At 65.0% G+C, this 18,573-nt stretch carries 14 protein-coding genes; 4 read left to right on the top strand and 10 right to left on the bottom strand.

Annotation, left to right across the window (positions count from 1 at the left end; translation table 11 throughout):
* Positions 1-9 precede the first annotated feature (9 nt).
* From U4Y90_RS29255 to U4Y90_RS29240, 4 genes are all read right to left on the bottom strand, one after another.
* The gene (locus U4Y90_RS29255; RefSeq protein WP_321799864.1) at positions 10-468 is read right to left on the bottom strand and encodes a Fis family transcriptional regulator; all 459 of its coding nucleotides are present in this window, start codon (positions 466-468) and stop codon (positions 10-12) included.
* 462 nt (positions 469-930) lie between these two features.
* Positions 931-1,602, bottom strand: coding sequence for a response regulator (locus U4Y90_RS29250; protein WP_321799863.1), 672 nt, complete (start codon positions 1,600-1,602; stop codon positions 931-933).
* Positions 1,599-2,978, bottom strand: a complete 1,380-nt coding sequence (locus U4Y90_RS29245) for a sensor histidine kinase (RefSeq protein WP_321799936.1) — start codon at positions 2,976-2,978, stop codon at positions 1,599-1,601. The genes U4Y90_RS29250 and U4Y90_RS29245 overlap by 4 nt, the downstream gene beginning before the upstream one ends.
* Positions 2,979-3,269: 291 nt before the next feature.
* Positions 3,270-4,181 carry a LysR substrate-binding domain-containing protein gene (locus U4Y90_RS29240; RefSeq protein WP_321799861.1) on the bottom strand — a complete coding sequence of 304 codons (912 nt, stop codon included), beginning with the start codon at positions 4,179-4,181 and terminating at the stop codon, positions 3,270-3,272.
* A 127-nt stretch (positions 4,182-4,308) separates the two neighbouring features.
* On the opposite strand from U4Y90_RS29240, the gene U4Y90_RS29235 reads away from it, so the two are divergent.
* From U4Y90_RS29235 to U4Y90_RS29225, 3 genes are all read left to right on the top strand, one after another.
* The gene (locus tag U4Y90_RS29235; protein ID WP_321799859.1) at positions 4,309-5,463 is read left to right on the top strand and encodes a methionine aminotransferase; all 1,155 of its coding nucleotides are present in this window, start codon (positions 4,309-4,311) and stop codon (positions 5,461-5,463) included.
* 23 nt (positions 5,464-5,486) lie between these two features.
* A complete protein-coding gene (locus U4Y90_RS29230; RefSeq protein ID WP_321799858.1) occupies positions 5,487-6,269 on the top strand; it encodes an ABC transporter substrate-binding protein in 783 nt (260 codons plus the stop codon).
* Between the two features lie 118 nt (positions 6,270-6,387).
* Complete coding sequence (locus U4Y90_RS29225; protein ID WP_321799857.1) at positions 6,388-7,965, top strand: DHA2 family efflux MFS transporter permease subunit; 1,578 nt, start codon at positions 6,388-6,390, stop codon at positions 7,963-7,965.
* A gap of 26 nt (positions 7,966-7,991) precedes the next feature.
* Here U4Y90_RS29225 and U4Y90_RS29220 read toward each other — a convergent pair whose 3' ends face one another.
* From U4Y90_RS29220 to U4Y90_RS29205, 4 genes are all read right to left on the bottom strand, one after another.
* Positions 7,992-8,471 (bottom strand): restriction endonuclease, encoded by a 480-nt coding sequence (locus tag U4Y90_RS29220; protein ID WP_321799855.1) that lies wholly within the window; start codon positions 8,469-8,471, stop codon positions 7,992-7,994.
* Positions 8,472-8,596: 125 nt separating this feature from the next.
* Positions 8,597-9,034, bottom strand: a complete 438-nt coding sequence (locus U4Y90_RS29215) for a DUF29 domain-containing protein (protein ID WP_321799935.1) — start codon at positions 9,032-9,034, stop codon at positions 8,597-8,599.
* Between the two features lie 93 nt (positions 9,035-9,127).
* Positions 9,128-12,832 carry a DUF748 domain-containing protein gene (locus U4Y90_RS29210; protein ID WP_321799854.1) on the bottom strand — a complete coding sequence of 1,235 codons (3,705 nt, stop codon included), beginning with the start codon at positions 12,830-12,832 and terminating at the stop codon, positions 9,128-9,130.
* A gap of 181 nt (positions 12,833-13,013) precedes the next feature.
* Entirely contained in the window at positions 13,014-14,477 is a 1,464-nt protein-coding gene (locus U4Y90_RS29205) for a DUF1254 domain-containing protein (protein ID WP_321799853.1), read from the bottom strand.
* 502 nt (positions 14,478-14,979) lie between these two features.
* Between U4Y90_RS29205 and U4Y90_RS29200 the strand changes: the two genes are divergently transcribed.
* On the top strand, positions 14,980-17,178 hold the full coding sequence (locus U4Y90_RS29200) for a heavy metal translocating P-type ATPase (RefSeq protein ID WP_415749424.1): 2,199 nt from the start codon (positions 14,980-14,982) through the stop codon (positions 17,176-17,178).
* Here U4Y90_RS29200 and U4Y90_RS29195 read toward each other — a convergent pair.
* Positions 17,118-17,600, bottom strand: coding sequence for a thioesterase family protein (locus U4Y90_RS29195; RefSeq protein ID WP_321799850.1), 483 nt, complete (start codon positions 17,598-17,600; stop codon positions 17,118-17,120). The genes U4Y90_RS29200 and U4Y90_RS29195 overlap by 61 nt on opposite strands.
* Before the next feature lie 10 nt (positions 17,601-17,610).
* The gene (locus tag U4Y90_RS29190; RefSeq protein WP_321799849.1) at positions 17,611-18,558 is read right to left on the bottom strand and encodes an L-carnitine dehydrogenase; all 948 of its coding nucleotides are present in this window, start codon (positions 18,556-18,558) and stop codon (positions 17,611-17,613) included.
* Positions 18,559-18,573: the final 15 nt, after the last annotated feature.

Genomic DNA, 18,573 nt, shown 5'->3' with positions numbered 1-18,573 from the left:
CGAAGCGTTTCAATGGGCTGGCTCTTCGTCCGGGCGCATCAGCGTTGCGAGAAACCTCCCGAGATGCTCGTTGCATTCGATGACCGCCGAGAGCCGCACTTCTCGCAGTTGCCTGTCGTGTTCGTTGATCACCGCGATGAGACGGGACGTCGCCGCCGCGGGCAAACGCCAGTCGCCCGTGCTCAGGCCCCGGTCGAGCAGACCGAGCATTTCGCCCTCCACTTCGTCGAGGAGCGCCGCGTCCAGCTTGCCGAAGCCCGACTCCGTCAAGAGTCCGGTGAGCAGCACGGCCTGGGCGATGCTCTGCACCTCGGTCAGCCCCGCCCGTTCATTCCTGATCGACTCGAGCGCAACGCGGCATTGCAGGATGACCTTGTCCGCCTCGCCGCGCGGCATCGGCAGCCAGTAGATTTTGGCGTTGCGGTCTCGGGACGCTTTCGCGAGCCGTCGAATTTTTGTGTTCGGCATCGTCTGAAGTCTCCGTGCTGTTCAGTCGAGAAGAAGAAGGGCGATCAACGAACCGAAACAAAGCACTGCGCTGAGGTAGAAAAGGTAGTCGGATCGCCACGAGGATCCGGTGGAAGTCATAGGGCCATGCTTGTCGTCCCGCATGATTCTCAGGACCATGACGTACTCCGCCAGAGTGCAGCACAGCATCGTGACCGCGGCGAACAGAAAGACGACTATCAGAAGATGGATGGACATGTTCCGGGCAGCCCGCAGGGTGGTTGAGCTTGATTGTCGCGACATGCTCGAAAGCGAAACGCAGGTCGCGACAGGCGCGCGCACGACGAACGATTGTTCCGGTCGACGAAATGCCCGAGCCCGCACCGGAACATGTCAGGCATCTTAGCCATGCGAATCCTTCATCGCGCTATCACACTTCCTTGGTATATCTAAGCAATAACACCAGTCTCGCCAGATTGCCACTTATTCGTCGCGCGCGCGCAGAACGTAGCCGAGACCGCGCAACGTCATGATCTGCGCGCTCGAACCGGCGAGCCGCTTGCGCAGGCGGTGAAGATAGATGTCGATGGCATCGGCGCTCGCCACATCGTCGAGACTGAAGATGCATTCCATCAACATCGACTTCGACACGGTCTTGCCTTGCCGCAATATGAGCGCTTCGAGAATCGCGTGCTCGCGGCGCCGCAGCGAAAGGGCCGCGCCGCGGCAGCTGAACTCGCGCGTATCGAATTCGTAGCGCAGGTCGCCGCAGATCAGCGCGAGGCCCTTATGCGCGCTCTGCCGGCGCACCAGCGCCTTGATGCGCGCGACCAGCTCGCGCGCGTCGAAAGGCTTGACGACGAAATCGTCCGCACCCGCGGCAAAGCATCCCACCTTGTCCTCGATCGAACCGTGCGCGGTCAGCATCAGCACCGGCACGGTATCGCCGCGGCGTCGAAGCCGGGCGAGCAGCTCCTTGCCGCTCATCGAGGGCAGGCGCATGTCCAGCAGGACGACATCGTAAGCGCGGTGATTCAGGATCGACGTTGCGCTTTCCGCATCGCCGACATGATCGACGATGAACGATTCCGCCTTCAGCAAACTCACGATCCAGTGCGCCAGCTCCGTGTTGTCCTCGACGAGCAGCAGTTTCATCGCGCGTCCCCGCCGCTCCACGCCGGCAGCCGGACCGACACGGACAATCCGGCCGGCTCGTAGCCCGCGCCGAGCGTGACGGTGCCGCCGTGCCGCAGCGCGATCTCCCGCACGATCGACAGGCCGAGCCCCGTGCCCTCGGCCGCCGCCGACGCGCGATAGAAGCGCTCGAACACATGCGCGCGCGCGTCGGCGGAAAGGCCCGGACCGTTGTCGATCACTTGCAGCAAGATCTCCTCGCGCGAGCGCCTGACGATTACCGTGACGCGCCCGCCCGGCTGCGTGTAGCGGATCGCGTTGTCGACGAGGTTCGATACGAGCGCGCAAAGCAGCGCCGGATTGCCCGCCACCATGGCGCCCGTTTCGCATTCCGCGCCGAGATCGATATCGCGCCGCTGTGCCGCAACGACCAGTTCCTCCAGCACGGACTCCACGACCTCCGCCATGTCCGTCATCTTGCGCAAGGGTTCGGGCGCGGACTCGGCCTGAGCGAGCATCAGCAGTTGTCTGGTCATCGCTTTCATTTTTCTCATGCTCCGGCGCGCGCCTTGAAGCGCGGTCTCGCATGCGCTTTCGCCACGGCAGTTCAGGCAGGCGCATTGGATCTGGGTGTCGAGCAGCGTCAGCGGCGTGCTGAGCTGATGCGCCGCGCCCGCCACGAAATCGCGCTGTGTCTGCGTGTGGAGCCTGATTTGCGCGATGCATTGATCGATGGCATCGACGATCGGACGGAGCTCGCGCGGCAGCCCTTCCGCGCGCATCGGACCGATTTGCAAAGGCGTGCGCCCGGCGACGTCGTTCTTCAGCCTCATCAACGGACGCAATTCGGCCGCGAGGCCGAGTGGAACGAGCGCGGCGACCAGCGCGAGCATCAGGCACTCGCGGATCAGTTGCGGCAACCACAATTGATCGCGTATGGCCTGTCGCGAATTCCGCGTCTTGGCGACCACGACCGTGACCGGCACGACCTTGCCGTCGGCATAGAGGAAACGCGAATAGGCCACGGCGCGAACCTTGGCGCCATCGATCACGGCGTCGTAGTGAACGGGCTGAGAGACGTTGCCCGGGGGCATGGCGAGTCGGGGCGTTCCGCCGATCAGCCGGTCGCGGCCGAGCACCACCTTGTAATAGACGCGATCCCGATGCGGCGACTCGAAGATCTCCAGGGCCGCCGGCAGGATCGTCACGGTGGGACCGCTATCCGACCATACGACGACCTCGCCGATGGTCCGCGCGGAAGCGAGCAGCGCCGCGTCCTCCGTCATGTCCGCGATGCGGCACGCGGAATGATAGGACGCGATCGAGGTCACCAGCACGAAGAGCACGAGCGGCACGAGCAGCCAAAGGAGCAGGCGCGCGCGCAGGCTCATGCGCATGCAGCCGGCGGCCCGGGCGCCGCCGCGATCGGCTTGTACTTCAGCGTCATGCCCGCGCATAGGCACTCGCGGTCACGCCGCATGAAAGAAGGATCTGAGTCTCACTCAGGAATCTCCGTCAGTTCGCCGCGATGACGCAGCTTGCTATCTCTGCGGATTGTATTGGGAGGAATCCTTCGCAGTCCTTTCGCGAAATCCTATTCTTAATACGGGATTTCCATGAGTCGCTGAAACCTGCGCGGCGATCGTGTCGGAGAACGGTCGATGCTTCCAGTTCGCCGAATTCGAGGATCAGGAATCCACCGGCAGCGTCGCGCGCGTTTGCGCTGCCTCGTCGCCCAGCCATTGCGCGAATTGCAGCAATGCGGATGACGGTGCGGGCCGCTCAGGATAGACGAGGTAGTACGCCGCGCCGCTTCGCACGCGCAGCGGAAACGGCGCGATCACGCGCTTCGCGCGCAAGTCTTCCTCGATCAGCGAGACATCGCCGATGGTCACGCCCAGCCCCTGCATCGCGGAGGAGATCGCCAGATCGAGCGTGTCGAAGTGCTGCGCTTTCGTCGACGGCAAGCCCGCATAGCCGAATGCGCCGAGCCACAGCAGCCAGTCGCGGCGGTCGCGCGTCGGATGCAGAAGCGTCTTGCCGGCGAGATCGTCGGGCGTCGGCGCGGCGTTTTTCCTCGGCTTCCAAAGCTCGGGCGCGCAGACGGGCGTCAACACTTCGTCGAAAAGATGATGCGCGCTCACGCCTTTCAGCGATGGCTCAGCGCCGAAGACGATGGCCGCGTCGAACTGCTCCGCGCTGAACTCGACGCCGTGCGACACCGACGCCGTCACTTCCACGACCAGTTCCGGCCGCTCATTCTGCAGACGGATCACACGCGGCAGCACCCAGCGCATCGCGCACGTCGGGCACTTCACGCGCAAAATGCCCGATTGCGCGCCGCCTTTCGCGAGCGCATCGTCGATCTGCGCGAAAGCCTGCTGCAAGGGCGCGATAAGTAACGCGCCGTGATGGGTCAGCGCGAGCCCCCGCGCCTGGCGGGTGAAGAGTGCGTAGCCCAGATGCGTCTCCAGTCCGGCAATCTGGCGGCTGACCGCGCCCTGCGTCACGTTCAGCACCTCGGCCGCGCGCGTGAAATTCAGCTTCCGGGCGACCACCAGAAAGGTTTTCAGCACATCGAGCGAGGGAAGCGGTTTCATCGGGTTTTTGGCCTATAGCCATGATCTGCAAGCATGGCTAGTATGACAAAGTTTCGATTGTCCGCGCTTTATTGCTGCGGTTGAATCATCGGCAGCCATCGCCGAACCGCAATTCCGGAGACACCCCGTGCAAAGCGCCTGCATCCCCGAATCAAAGCTGCCGAATGTCGGCACGACCATTTTCACCGTCATCGGCCAGTTGGCCGAGGAACATCATGCGCTCAATCTGTCGCAAGGCGCGCCGAACTTCGCGTGCGATCCGAAGCTTATCGAAGGCGTCGAGCGAGCCATGCGGGCCGGACATAACCAGTACTCGCCGATGTCCGGCGTGCTCGCGTTGCGCGAGGCGATTGCCGTGAAGACGCAGAAGCTGTACGGCGCAAGCTACGATCCGGGCACGGAAATCACCGTGGTCGCGAGCGCGAGCGAAGGCCTGTACGCGACCATCAGCGCGCTGGTGCATCCCGGCGACGAGGTCATCTATTTCGAGCCGTCGTTCGACAGCTACGCGCCGATCGTGCAGTTGCAGGGCGCGAAGCCCGTCGCGATCAAACTGTCGCCGGAGAATTTTCGTATCGACTGGGACGAGGTCGCCGCCGCGATCACGCCGAGGACGCGCATGATCCTCGTCAACACGCCGCACAATCCGACAGGCAGCGCGTTCACGTCCGCCGACATCGAGCGGCTCACCGCCCTCACGCGCGACACGAAGATCATCGTGCTGTCCGATGAGGTCTACGAGCACGTCGTGTTCGACGGCGCGCCGCATCACGGCATGGCGCGCTATCCGGAACTGGCCGAGCGCAGCGTGATCGTGTCGTCGTTCGGCAAGTCGTATCACGTGACGGGCTGGCGCGTCGGCTACTGTCTCGCGCCCGCGGCGCTGACGGCCGAGATTCGCAAGATCCACCAGTTCATGACGTTCTCCGCCGATACGCCGATGCAGATGGCCTTCGCCGAAGCGCTCGCGGACGAAGCGAGTTATCTGAATCTCGGGCCGTTTTATCAACACAAACGCGACCTGCTCGCCGAATCGCTGAAGGGATCGCGATTCGAGCTGTTGCCGAGCGCGGGCAGTTTCTTCATGCTGGCGCGTTATGACGCGATTTCCGATCAAGGCGACAGCGACTTCGTGCTGCGCCTGATTCGCGAGGCGCGCGTCGCGACGATTCCGCTGTCGGCGTTCTACACCGACGGCACCGACAACCACCTGATTCGTCTTTCCTTCGCGAAGGACGACGATACGCTCATCGAAGGCGCGCGCCGCCTTTGCTCGATCTGACGATTTCTCTGGAGACCAACACGATGAAACTCAAACATCTCGCCGGCGCCGTGTTCTTCGCGTGCACCTTCGCAAGCGGTGCGGCGCTTGCCGCCGATACGCTGCGCTTCGGGCTCGAAGCGCAATATCCGCCGTTCGAATCGAAGTCGTCGACGGGCGAACTGCAAGGGCTCGACATCGACGTCGGCAATGCGGTGTGCGCCGCCGCGAAGATGCAGTGCAAGTGGGTCGAAACGTCGTTCGACGGCCTGATTCCCGCGTTGCAGGGCCGCAAGTTCGACGCGATCAACTCGGCGATGAACGCGACCGAGCAGCGCCGCCAGGCGATCGATTTCACGACGGTCGTGTATCGCGTGCCGACGCAGCTCATCGCGAAGAAAGGCAGCGGTCTGGAGCCGACGTCGGCATCCCTTAAGGGCAAGAGCGTGGGCGTGCTGCAAGGCTCGATTCAGGAGACGTTCGCGAAGGCGCACTGGGAAAACGAAGGCGTGAAGGTCGTGCCGTATCAGGATCAGAACCAGGTGTACGCGGATCTGAAGTCGGGCCGTCTCGATGGGACGCTCGTGCTCGCGCCCGCTGGACAGAGCGGCTTCCTGTCGAAGCCGGACGGCGAAGGGTTCGCGTTCGCCGGCGCGCCGGTGCGCGACGACAAGATTCTCGGCAGCGGCATCGCGTACGGCGTGCGCAAGGGCGACGATGCGCTCAAGGCCAAGCTCAACGCCGCGATCGAGAAGGTCAAGTCGGACGGGACCATCGACAAGTATGCGAAGAAGTATCTCGGCAATATCGATATCTCCGCGAAGTAAGAGACGCGCGCGGCGGCGGCTTCAGCAGCTTTTTTTGAGCGCAGGCACACTGGCGGCTTGACCTTCTTCGGCCGCCGCGCGTTCATCGCGGGATGGCGGCCTCGAGCACGGGAGCCGCATGAGCACGCCGACGATGTCCCGATCCGCCGCCGCACCGTCAACGCCCCCGCCGCTCGAAGGCGGCCAGCTCGTCCTCGCCACGTTCGCCGTGGCGCTCGCGACTTTCATGAACGTGCTGGATTCGTCGATCGCCAACGTCGCGATTCCGACGATCTCCGGCAACCTCGGCGTGTCCGTCAACGAAGGCACGTGGGTCATCACCGTGTTCGCGGCGTCGAACGCGGTGTCCATTCCGCTCACGGGATGGCTCACGCAGCGGCTCGGGCAAGTGCGTCTGTTCGTCGGCGCGATTCTCATGTTCGTGTTGTCGTCGTGGCTGTGCGGCCTCGCGCCGAACCTGCCGGTGCTTCTGTTCGCGCGCGTGTTGCAGGGCGCCGTCGCCGGGCCGCTGATACCGCTGTCGCAGGCAATCCTGCTCGGCTCGTACCCGAAAGAAAAGGCGTCGATGGCGCTCTCGCTCTGGGCGATGACCGCGACCGTCGGCCCGATCGCCGGGCCCGCGCTCGGCGGCTGGATCACCGACAGCTATTCGTGGTCGTGGATCTTCTATATCAACATTCCGGTGGGCATCTTCGCGGCGGGCGTCACGTGGCTCATCTACCGCGAGCGCGAATCTCCGACACGCAAGGCGCCGATCGACGTGGTCGGACTTCTGCTGCTGGTCTCGTGGGTCGCATCGCTGCAGATCATGCTCGACAAGGGCCGCGATCTCGACTGGTTTTCGTCGCCGCTGATCGTCGTGCTGGCGATCGTCGCGGTCATCGCGTTTGCGTTCTTCGTCGTATGGGAATTGACGGACCCGAATCCCGTCGTCGACTTGCGGCTGTTCGCCGGGCGCAATTTCTTCGGCGGCACGGTGGCGATTTCGGTCGCATACGGCGTGTTCTTCGGCAATCTGGTGCTGCTGCCGCAATGGATGCAGCAGTATCTGAACTACCGGTCCATCGATGCCGGGCTCGTCACTGCGCCGCTCGGCATCTTCGCCGTGATTCTCGCGCCGATCATGGGCAAGGTGCTGCCGCGCAGCGACGCGCGCATCATCGCGACGGCGGCGTTCGTCGGCTTCGCGTTCGTGTTCTGGCTGCGCTCGAAATACGTGATCGAGATCGACACGTGGCATCTCGTGCTGCCGACGCTCCTGCAAGGCATCCCGATGGCGATGTTCTTCGTGCCGCTCACGGCGATCGTGCTGTCCGGCTTGCCGCCGTCGAAGATTCCGGCGGCGGCGGGTTTGTCGAACTTCGCGCGGGTGTTCTGCGGCGCGGTGGGAACGTCGCTCGCGGGCAACGCTTGGGATAACCGCATCGCGCTGCATCACGAGCGGCTCACCGAGCAGGCGAATGTCTATAACCCGGCGTTCCTGCAGTCGCTCGGCTTATCGCGATCGACGCTCGATGTGAGCGAGGCGCAGGCGCGCGGAATGTTCAATTTCACCGTGAACTCCCAGGCCGCGATGATGGGGCTCAACGATATCTTTCTGATCTCGGCGGTGATCTTCATTCTGATCATTCCGCTGATCTGGATTACGAAAGTGGCGAAGGGCGGGGGCGGCGGAGCGGCGTCGGGGGCGCATTGAGCTAAACGCACGCCGCTCTCGGTGGATCAGTTCTGAGGCGTCAGAAAGTAAATGGGCGTCAGCGGCAGTCGACTGCGCGCTTTGTCGTCGAGCTTGCCGTAAAGCTCGATCCAAAGTTCGATCAGACGTTCCGAGTCGATGAGCGTAATCTTGCGACGTTCCTGATTGCGCGCGAATGATTCCGCGTCTCGCGTGAAGCCGCCCGTCGAGACGAACAGACCGACGTCATCCTCATTGATGATTGCGATGAAGGACTTGAGGCCATCAGTGTCGACGCGTTGCCCGACTCGCTTGACCTGCACCTTGATACGAGGCGGACGCGTTGCAAGCGGATCGGTATTGGCAATGATGTCGACGCCACCGTCCTTGCCGGGCGGCGACACCCAGCCTATGTGATAGCCCATGGCACGCAGAAGGTCTGCGACCAGTCCCTGAACGTCGAAGGGCGGCATCTTGCGCAGATGCTGTTCGAGCTCTCCCGTTCGTTGTGTTGTCACTTCAGCCATGCAATTCTTCTCTTATTTACGCGAAGGGGCGCGGGAAACGGCGATTATTGCAATCGCTGTACAGGAATCAAAGGCGCAAGCGCAAAACTCGGAATTTTCAGACGCTTGGTCGAAGATACTGCCGCCTACCCCGGCAGAAAATCCGCATCGAGAACCTGCGACATCGACCACGGGCAGACTTCCGGCACACCGCTGAATCCGCTTTGCATTTCGTTCGCCGCTTGCTGCCGCGCGTCGCCCCACATGTCGCCTATCCAGTCCGCGTCGTCCAGCATGGGCTTCAGACTCGGCGTTCTCCGCAAGCGACGCCCGATCGCCTCGCGCTGGACTCCGATCGTGGTTCGCCAACTCGCACCACGTCGCTCCGGCTGCCATTTCCACTTCAGCAAATGCGCCAGCAGCACGGCCATCCTGCTCGCGAATTCCCTCTGTTCACTCTTGCCCACGTCCTCGATTTCCTCAGCGATATGCTCGATATCGATGGACGCAAGCTTCCCTGCACGCAGCAGCGCGGCCTGTTCCTCGGCCCACGCCACCACGTCCTTCTCATAAGGTGTTCCCATCGGCTGACTCCCGTTCTCTTCCTGATTCCCGGTGTCGCCGATATTAGTTTGCATTCCTTTGTTCATCCAGATCGTCCGTTCGGCCAACGCACCTCACTTCAGGCCCAGTTCCACGCGCGAACCGGCGCCCTTGTCCTTGATGTCGTCCGCGTTCATCTTCGGCGCGACGACGAAAATCCGCTCGCTGTCGATCTTCCCGTCAAAGTACTCCTGCACCGCCTGCGCGCGCCGCTGCGCGAGATCGCGCAACGATCCCTCGTCCACCGGCGCGTTTTTCGTCAGCGCCGCTTTCATGTCGGCGTCGGGCACCGATTTCGTCATGCCGATGAAGTTGGTCGGCTTCTTGAAGTCCGCCGACTTGTACGCCTTCGTCAGATACTTGTCGTAGTCCGCATCCGATATCTTGATCGCGTTCCAGTCCACGTTCTCGCCGTTGCTCGACATATCGCGCACCTTCGCGCGCTTGACCTGCTGATCCAGCCACGCGGTGCGCAACGCCGGCTCGTCCGTTTTCGGATCGACGCGGCCCGTCACGTCCACACGGATAGACGGCTTGTCCGCCAGCGCCTTCGCGATCGTTTCCAGCTTCTTCTGCGCGGCGTCGTTCAAGGTGGCCGAGCCCGCGTCGAATTCGATGTAGTTGAGATCCTCGCCGCCGCCACCGCCGAACGCATGCGCGAGCAGCGTGAACGGCGCGGTCACCGCCTTCTGCACGAGGTTCACGATGGCCTGCCACACGAGACCACCGATCGAAAACTCCGGGTTGTCCAGCGAGCCGGAAATCGGAATGTTGACATCGATCTCGCCGCGCGAATTCTTCAGCAGCGATACCGCGAGCCGCACCGGCAGCTTCGTCGCCGTCGGATTGTCGACGTGATCGCCGAACGTCAACTGATCGATGAACAGATGATTGTTCGCCGTGAGCTTGTTGTCGGCGAGCATGTAATGCAGGTCGACATTGAGCTTGCCCTTCGTGATCGGATAGCCCGCATACTTCGACGAGTACGGCGTGAGGTTCGTCAGTTCGACGCCATGCGCGCTCGCGGTCAGGTCGAGCGCGGGTTTGTCGATCAGCGGATTGACCTGCCCCTTGATCGACACCGGCCCGTTCGCCGCGAGCTTCGCCGATACATCGACGGGCGCGGGCGTCGTCGAATGCGTGCCGAACGCGCCGATCGTGCCGTTGATCGCGACGAGATTCGCCGTGTAGTTCGGCTTGATGAAATTGTCGGTGTAGGTCACGCGGCCATCCTGCAACACCAGTTGGCCGAAACGCATGTTCACCGGCGGCCCGGACTTATCCGCGGCTTTCACCGGCACCGTCGCGCTCGCGCTCGCCGCCGCCGGCGCGGACGCGCCCTCTTCCTGGCTCTTGTCGCGCGTCAACGACTGCGGCCCGTTCTCGCCCGCGACCACGCTCTTCAGGTTCAGCTTGCCCTGCGCGTCGAGCAGCACGCGGCCGTAGAAGTTCGCGAAGGTCACGCGCGCCGCGTCGACATCGGTGCCGCGCTCGCCGTAGTTCACCTTCACGTTGGTCAGGCCGAGCAGCTTCCAGCCGGCGAAGCGGTCGGACGTGGCCTTGTCGAGCATGCGCACGTCCGACAGCGACACGTCGCCCTTATAGGACGCCGCGAGCGTCTTGCCGCTGCCGGACATCGCGACATCGCCGTTCGCGTTCAGATACGCGCTCGTCACTTCGATGTTGAGCTTGTCGCCGAAATACGGTTCGAACGCGGAGGCCTCGACCTGATTGCCCTTCACGTGCAGCGCGAGCTTGAGCGGCGTCACCGTGACATTGCCGCCGATCGCGAGCGCGCCCTTGCCATTCAGCGTGAGCTTTCCGTCGACGGCGAGCGGCTTCGTCAGGTCGTCGCTGAACTGCTTCACGTTGATCGCGAGCGGCGCGATGCGCAGCTTGACCGGCCGCGCCGTCGTTTCGTCGGTGATGTTGGCCGATGCATCCGCCAGCGATATCTCGCCGATCTGATAGCGCCACGCCGGCCCGGCCGCCTGCGCCTTCTGGATCTTGCGCGCCGCCGTCTGCTCGGGCGCGGCCTCGTGCGGTTGCGCGAGCGCGGCGAGATCGATGCTGCCGTCCTTGCGGCGCTTCAAATCGAGCGCGAGGCCGCTCAACTGCACGCTATCGAGCGCCGCGTTGCGCGCGGACACGTCGACCTTGCCGATCTTCGCCGTCGCCGACGCGAGCTTGACCGGCGCGCCGCCGCCCGCATTGGGGGCGAACGCGAGCGCAGTGAGCTTCACGTCGCCCGCGCCGACCTGCACGCCGCCGTCCGGCTTGCTCCAGTCGACCGACACCGGCAGGTTCACGTCCAGCGTGCCGCTCGTCACGCGCGCGGCAACCATGTTCGCGAGATACGGCTGCAGCGGCGGCAGCGCGAACGCGCTCAACGCGAGCTTCGCGTCCGCCGTCTTTCCGACGAGCGACACGTTGCCGGACGCATCGAGCGCGCCGCCCTTGTCGAACGCCGTCTTGAGCGTGTATTTCGCGGGCGTCTTCGCAAGCGTCGAGAAATCGTCGAGCGTCACGGCGAAGCCCGTCAGCGCGCCCTGCACCCGCTCTTTCAGCAAGTGGTCGTCGAGCGAGATACGGCCGTCGTCGATCGCGAGATGGCGGATCGCCAGATCGAGTGGGGGCGCTTCCTTCTTCGCCTCCGCGCCGGCGGGCTTCTTTTCCTCCGGCTTCGGCGCGGGACCGGCCAGCTTCTGCACGTTCAACTGCCCGGCCGAATCGCGCGCGAGATGCACGTCCGGATTCGACAGCGTCACTTCGTCGAGGTGATAGATATCGCGCAGCGGCTCGGCGTTCGCGATCTTCACGTGCAGCGCGCGGGCCGCGAGGAGCGGCGCGCTCGCCTTGTCCGTCACGGCGAGATCGGCGAGATCGGCGGTGCCGTCGATGCGGATCGTCGGCGTATCGCCCGCGATCGCGAAGCGCACGTTCAGGTCCGTCGACAGCCTGCCGCTCTGCACCGCGACGGGCACCGAATTCGGCGCGTAGGACGCCATCTTCGGCACGTCGAGGCCGTCGAGCGTGAGCGCGATCTCCGATTCGCGCGACTGGGCGAACGGCTTCGTGCGGCCCTTCACGACAAGCGGCGAGCCGTCGATGCGCGCCTGTAACAGCGGTGTCACGAAGATGTCGGCGGCGGACGGCAGCGTTGCGATGAACGGAATGCCGAGCGCGAAGCGATCGATTACGTGCTTCGCCTTCAGAAGCCTGTCATCGAGCGTGATCTGACCGTTTTCGACCCGGATGTTGGACACGGAAAAGCGCGCGGGCTTGTCCGAAGGCGGCGAAGATGGCTTCGAGAATTTCGCGATCAGATCGGAGAAGTTGAAATGCTCGCCGTCGAAGCGCACGACGTTGATGCGCGGCGAATCGATCTTGAGTTCGTTGACGACCGGCGCGAGCCTGAGCACCGACGCCCATGACGTGCGCACGACGAGCCGCGACACATCGACGAATTCGGCGGACGCGTCCGGCGCCTTCGCGAGATTCGCGGGCGATTCGCCGATATGCACGTTATCGGCTTCGAAATCGAGCGTGTAGGGATTGAGCGAAATGCGGCCGATGCTGACGGGCCGGTCGAGCTGCTGTGCGAGTTGCTGCGCGGCGATATGCCGGATGACCGGCGGCGCGACGAAAAACCCGAGCACGCCGATCACGAGTAACGCGATCAGCAAGCCGATGAAGATGCGGCGCGTGCGCCGCGCATGAACGACGCCCCGCAGCGTCTGGCCAGCGGAAGCGAGAGAAGACTTGGTGATGCTCGACATTCGATGCGCGGCGACGAGCCGCCCGTATGAGCGCCGCCCGAGCTCGCCGTCCCCGGAAAGATGATGTTCGAGTATACGACGTTGCGGCCCGCAAACGTTGGCCAAAGCGTGCGTCAAATGCATGAAGGCCGCGAAAAAATCGCGGCCTTCATGCTTCGGCCTAATTGCCTTCGCGCCTGATTTACTGCCGCTCGACAGGCGGCGGCGCCCACGAGCCGTCGCTCGCCTGCGGCTTGGGCGCGTAAAGCCGCATCGCGAGCTGGAATTCGCCTTCGGGCGCGGGCAGCCAGTTCGCATCGCGCGCGCGTCCCGGCGACTTCGTCGACACGATCACGTCGACGGAGCCATCGCGATTCTTCCTGAGCCGGTCGCGATCGCTCAGCGACAGGCGCGGCAGCTTGGCATCCGCGAGCGCTCCGTCCTTCGTGTAGGCGGTGATCGTCCAGAAGCCGCGCACCGGCGGCAGTTGCTCCGGCGTGAAGTGCAATGTGTACTCGTTCGCGCCGTTGAGCGCGTGGCCTTCGCTGTCCACGTGCGTCATCGGCTTCACTTCGCCCTCCTTCGTGCCCGTCGCGGTCTGACGGCGTGCGAGATAGGCGCGCAGCGTGTAGTCCGTTCCGTAGATCCCGACGCCATCGCCGAACCACGTCCAGCCGTTCTTCGTGATCGCGTTAGGCGGCGCCGTCGCGAGGCGGTCGCGCGCATCGGCGAGACCGGAATCGAGCAGCGGCGCATCGGTCTTTTTGAACTGCACCGGCTCGCCCGGCTTCACGCCGAGATCGGCGAGCTGGCTCATCGCGTGGCTGTCGTCGGCGGCGGCGGGGTTGTCGTCGAGCGAGCGGGCGAGGCGCGCGAAGAACGCGTTCGCATCGAGCGCCTCGGCCTGCGCGCCGGGTGCGACCGTCGCCAGCGCGGAAGGCAGCGGCGGCACGGCCGGCTGCTGCGCGCCGTTGGCCGGCCACGCGCCCGCGACGGCCGGCGTCGGATCGGAGACCGAGCCTTTCGCGGGCGTCAGCGTATCGATGCGCATCGCGGCCTGAAGCTTGCGCGCATCGCGCACGTCGCGCGGGCCGTTCACGCGCACGCGCACCGACAGCCACACGTAACGTGTGCGCGTTTCCACGCGCGTCGCGTTGGCGGGCAGCGTGCCGGTCCAGCCGGCCGGCACGAACGCGATCAGTTGGATCTTCGGATACGGCGTCGTGTCGGCGCTGGAATAGAGCGCGTTGGTCCACGCATCGAATGCACGGGCGTCGAGATAGCGGCCGCGCGGCGCGGCGGGCAGAGAGACGATCACGGGATCGGCGGAAATATCAAGCCAGGCCGTCGAATCCAGCGTGTCGACGCTAGGCCAGCCCGTCGCGCCCGCCGGCGGCAGCGCGCTCGCGTGACGGAATGCGTTGAGCGGCGTCCGACCCGGCTGCCCCGCGCGGCCGCTCGCCCGCTCACGCGCGATATCGGTTGCGACGAGCGGGAAGCCGAACGTGTAGGCATCGGCGACCTGATTTTTCACCCAGCCCGTGCTGGTCGGTTTCGACTCGGGCTGCCTGGTCGCGCAGCCAGCCAGGACCGCCATGCCGGCGAGACTCACGCTCATCCAGATTGCGGTGTTGAGCGGAAACGTCCAGCGTCGGTTGTTCTTCATTCGAATGGAAATCCAGTTCTTCTTTCGATTTGGGTATTCGCGCGGACCAATCCGGGATCGATCCGCGGCACGCTCGCGAGCGCATCGACGCCGCCTCGAATCCCCGCGCGGCGCGCCACGAGCAATATCTCGAAATTCGGGTTTTAACTTATCCGCTGACGATAGGCAAGAACAAGCACGCAAAAGCGCGCCGGCATGTCGAAGAATGCACCAGATGCCGGCTAAAAGCACTGAATGACGCGGGTTTCGTCCTTCGAATACGATTTTTTCGCAGCATCCAATGATCCGGCCTCGCCGAGTCCGCCGACTATAAACACGTATTTTTGCCCGGCCGGTTTCGGTATCGTACGTCGCAAATCACTGCCTACTTGACCTTCCAATCATTGGAAGGTCGATACTCGTCTCGTGAGGGATCTTCGTGGTCCCAGCCAGACCGGAGTGTTTCATTATGTCCACAGCATCATCCGAGCATCCGCGAACCGCGGAATTGGCCGTCAGCGGCATGACGTGTGCGTCGTGTGTCGCGCGCGTCGAGAAAGTGCTCAAGCGCGTGCCGGGCGTCGAGAGCGTCGCTGTCAACCTCGCGACCGAAAAGGCGACCGTGCACGCGAGCCGCGCCGTCACCGACGATCAGCTCGTCGCCGCTGTCGCGAAGGCCGGCTACGAAGCCGCGCCGATTCTGCCGGAAGCCGCGCCCGCCGTCGCCGTGCCGCCCGCGTTCGATCGCGAGCTCGCGGCGACGCTCGCGTCCGCCGTGCTCACCATGCCGCTGCTTGCGCCGATGTTCGGCGCGGCGCTGAACCCGTGGCTGCAGCTCGCGCTCGCGAGCGTCGTGCAATTCGGCTTCGGCGCGCGCTTCTATGCCGGCGGCTATCGCGCGGTGCGTGCGTTCGCGGGCAACATGGACTTGCTCGTCGCGCTCGGCACGTCGGCGGCGTGGGGCTTGTCCGTCTATCAGATGCTCGCGCACGGCGGCATGACGGAGCATCTGTTCTTCGAGGCGTCGGCGGTCGTCATCACGCTGGTGCGCTTCGGCAAGTGGCTGGAAGCGCGCGCGCGACGCCAGACCACCGACGCGATCCGCGCGCTCAATGCGCTGCGGCCCGACAAGGCCCGCGTGCGCGACCGCGACGATCCGGCGCGCGAACGCGAAGTGACGCTCGCCGAGGTGCGCATCGGCGATATCGCCGTCGTGCGACCGGGCGAGCGCGTGCCGGTCGACGGCATCGTGCGCGAGGGCCGCACGCACATCGACGAATCGCTGATCACGGGCGAAAGTCTGCCTGTCGCGAAGGAGCCCGGCGCGCGCGCGACCGGCGGCTCGATCAACGGCGAAGGCGTGATTGCGATCGAAACCACTGCGATCGGCGCGGAAACGACGCTCGCGCGCATCATCCGGCTCGTCGAATCGGCACAGGCCGAAAAGGCGCCGATCCAGCGGCTCGTCGATCGCGTGTCGGCGGTGTTCGTGCCGGCGATCCTCGCGATCGCGCTCGTCACGCTCGCCGGATGGTTCTGGCACGGCGCGGACGCCGAAACGGCGCTGCTGAACGCCGTCGCGGTGCTCGTGATCGCGTGCCCGTGCGCGCTCGGCCTCGCGACGCCGACCGCGATCATGGCCGGCACCGGCGTCGCGGCACGCCAGGGCATTCTGATCAAGGACGCGCAGGCGCTCGAACAGGCGCATGCGATCCGCATCGTCGCATTCGACAAGACCGGCACGCTGACGGCCGGCAAGCCGGGTCTCGTCGCGTTCGAGGCGGCGCCCGGGCAGGATCGCGACGAAGCGCTCGGACTCGCCGCCGCCGTGCAGCGCCTGAGCGAACATCCGCTGGCGAAGGCGGTTGTCGCCGCCGCGAACGACGCCCCGCATTTCGATGCGAGCGCGGCGCGCGCGGTCGCCGGACGCGGCGTACAGGCGCGCGTCGGCGCGCGGCGCATCGCGATCGGCAGCGCGCGCTGGGTTTCGGAATTGCGGGCAGAGGTGCCTTCCGCGCTTGCAGAGCGCGCGCGCGCACTCGAATCGCAGGGCGACACGGTGTCGTGGCTGATCGAAGAGACGGCAAGCGGCCATGTCGCGCTCGCGCTGCTCGCGTTCGGCGATACCGTCAAGCCGACCGCGCGCGCCGCCGTCGAACGGCTCGCGGCCATGGGCGTGACGAGCGCGCTCGTCACCGGCGACAACGAAGGCAGCGCGCGAGCCGTCGCGCGCGCGCTGGGCATTGCGCCGGATCTCGTGTTCGCGCAGACCTTGCCGGACGACAAGGCGCGTGTCGTCGCGCAACTTAAGACGACGAGCCAGGGCGTCGTGGCGATGGCCGGCGACGGCATCAACGATGCGCCCGCGCTCGCGGCCGCCGATATCGGCATCGCGATGGCGAGCGGCACCGACGTGGCGATGGAAGCGGCAGGCATCACGCTGATGCGCGGCGATCCGGCCCTCGTCGCGGACGCGATCGATATTTCGCGGCGCACGTATCGCAAGATTCAGCAGAATCTTTTCTGGGCGTTCGTCTACAACCTGATCGGCATTCCGCTCGCGGCATTCGGGCTGCTCGACCCGATGTTCGCGGGCGCGGCGATGGCGTTCTCGAGCGTGAGCGTCGTGACCAACGCGCTGTTGCTGAGAACGTGGCGCGCTCAGGCCGGCGCAGGTGCCGACGACGCGCGCGCGGGCAAGCCGATCACGCGGCCGGCGTAACGCGCGTCCTGCAGCGCGACGGCCGGTTCGGCGGCGATGCGCGCGGCGATGTCCTCATCCAACGATGCGGACTTCGGCGCGCCGCTCGAATCGATATGCATCAACATCTGCTCGCACGCGGACACCGGTTCGGCGGCATCGCCCTCGAACATCTCCATGTAGAGATGCACGCGCTTTCTGTCATGGGCGACGACCCGCGCCTCGACCCGCACCGGCGCGCCCTCCTTGATCTCGCGCAGATAGCTGATGTGCGCTTCGAGCGTGTAGAGGGTGCGCTGCCGCGCGCGGCGGCCCGCGTCGTCGAGACCGATGCGGTCCATGAACGCATCGGTCGCGAGGCTGTAGATCAGCATGTAGAACGCATCGCGCAGATGGCCGTTGTAGTCGACCCATTCGGGTTTGACCGTGTCGCGATAGATCATCGTGGTTCCTTTAATCTTCGATGCCGTGACGCGCCTTCGCGGCGGCGATCGCTTCGATCACGCTCGCGATGCAGTCGTCGCGATAACGCTCCAGTTCCTTGATGCCGCGGCCGTTCGTCTGCTGCGATGTGCCGTCGACCACGCGGTCGATGAGCGCGTCGGTCAGCGTCGGCGCGACGAGCTTCGTCCACGGCAATTCGAGCGCGGGGCCGAACTGCTGCATGAAGTGTCGCATGCCCGCCTCGCCGCCCGCCAGCGTATAGGTCAGGAACGTGCCCATGAACGACCAGCGGATGCCCGCGCCGTAGCGGATCGCGTCGTCGATTTCGCCGGTCGTCGCGACGCCGTCGTTCACGAGATGCAGCGCCTCGCGCCACAGCGCTTCGAGCAGCCGGTCCGCGATGAAGCCCGGCACTTCCTTTCTGACGCGCAACGGCCGCATGCCGATGGACGCATAAAAGCTCATCGCCGCGTCGATCGCTTCGCCCGAGGTCTGCTTGCCGCCGAGCACTTCGACGAGCGGCAGCAGATAGACCGGATTGAACGGATGCCCGACGACGCAGCGCTGCGGGTTGACGGCGCGCGCATAGAAATCGCTCGGCAAGAGGCCGGACGTCGACGATGCGATGATCGCATCGGGTTTCGCCGCGCGGCTCACGCGCTCGTGCAGCGCGAGCTTCAGTTCCTCGCGCTCGGGCGCGCTTTCCTGGATGAAGTCGGCATCGGCGACGCATTCCTCGACGGTCTGGACGAAGCGCAATCTTTGCTGCGACGCGCCCGGCGCCAGGCCGACGCGTTCGAGCGCGGGCCACGCATTGGCGACATTCGCGCGCAGTTGCGCTTCGGCGCCGGGCGCCGGGTCCCACGCGGTGACGTCGAGTCCCGCGCCGAGCGCGCGCGCCACCCAGCCGCTGCCGATCACACCCGCGCCGAGCGCGGCGAATTGCTTGACTTGCATGTCGTCGTGTCCTTG

Source organism: Caballeronia sp. J97 (assembly GCF_905220305.1).
Lineage (GTDB): Bacteria > Pseudomonadota > Gammaproteobacteria > Burkholderiales > Burkholderiaceae > Caballeronia.
This window is presented reverse-complemented; position numbering and strand designations above follow the sequence as displayed.

Coding starts and splice junctions, on each gene's coding strand:
- U4Y90_RS29255 (WP_321799864.1), bottom strand. CDS start 468: ATGCCGAACACAAAAATTCGACGGCTCGCGAAAGCGTCCCGAGACCGC.
- U4Y90_RS29250 (WP_321799863.1), bottom strand. CDS start 1,602: ATGAAACTGCTGCTCGTCGAGGACAACACGGAGCTGGCGCACTGGATC.
- U4Y90_RS29245 (WP_321799936.1), bottom strand. CDS start 2,978: ATGCGCATGAGCCTGCGCGCGCGCCTGCTCCTTTGGCTGCTCGTGCCG.
- U4Y90_RS29240 (WP_321799861.1), bottom strand. CDS start 4,181: ATGAAACCGCTTCCCTCGCTCGATGTGCTGAAAACCTTTCTGGTGGTC.
- U4Y90_RS29230 (WP_321799858.1), top strand. CDS start 5,487: ATGAAACTCAAACATCTCGCCGGCGCCGTGTTCTTCGCGTGCACCTTC.
- U4Y90_RS29225 (WP_321799857.1), top strand. CDS start 6,388: ATGAGCACGCCGACGATGTCCCGATCCGCCGCCGCACCGTCAACGCCC.
- U4Y90_RS29220 (WP_321799855.1), bottom strand. CDS start 8,471: ATGGCTGAAGTGACAACACAACGAACGGGAGAGCTCGAACAGCATCTG.
- U4Y90_RS29215 (WP_321799935.1), bottom strand. CDS start 9,034: ATGGGAACACCTTATGAGAAGGACGTGGTGGCGTGGGCCGAGGAACAG.
- U4Y90_RS29210 (WP_321799854.1), bottom strand. CDS start 12,832: ATGTCGAGCATCACCAAGTCTTCTCTCGCTTCCGCTGGCCAGACGCTG.
- U4Y90_RS29205 (WP_321799853.1), bottom strand. CDS start 14,477: ATGAAGAACAACCGACGCTGGACGTTTCCGCTCAACACCGCAATCTGG.
- U4Y90_RS29200 (WP_415749424.1), top strand. CDS start 14,980: ATGACGTGTGCGTCGTGTGTCGCGCGCGTCGAGAAAGTGCTCAAGCGC.
- U4Y90_RS29195 (WP_321799850.1), bottom strand. CDS start 17,600: ATGATCTATCGCGACACGGTCAAACCCGAATGGGTCGACTACAACGGC.
- U4Y90_RS29190 (WP_321799849.1), bottom strand. CDS start 18,558: ATGCAAGTCAAGCAATTCGCCGCGCTCGGCGCGGGTGTGATCGGCAGC.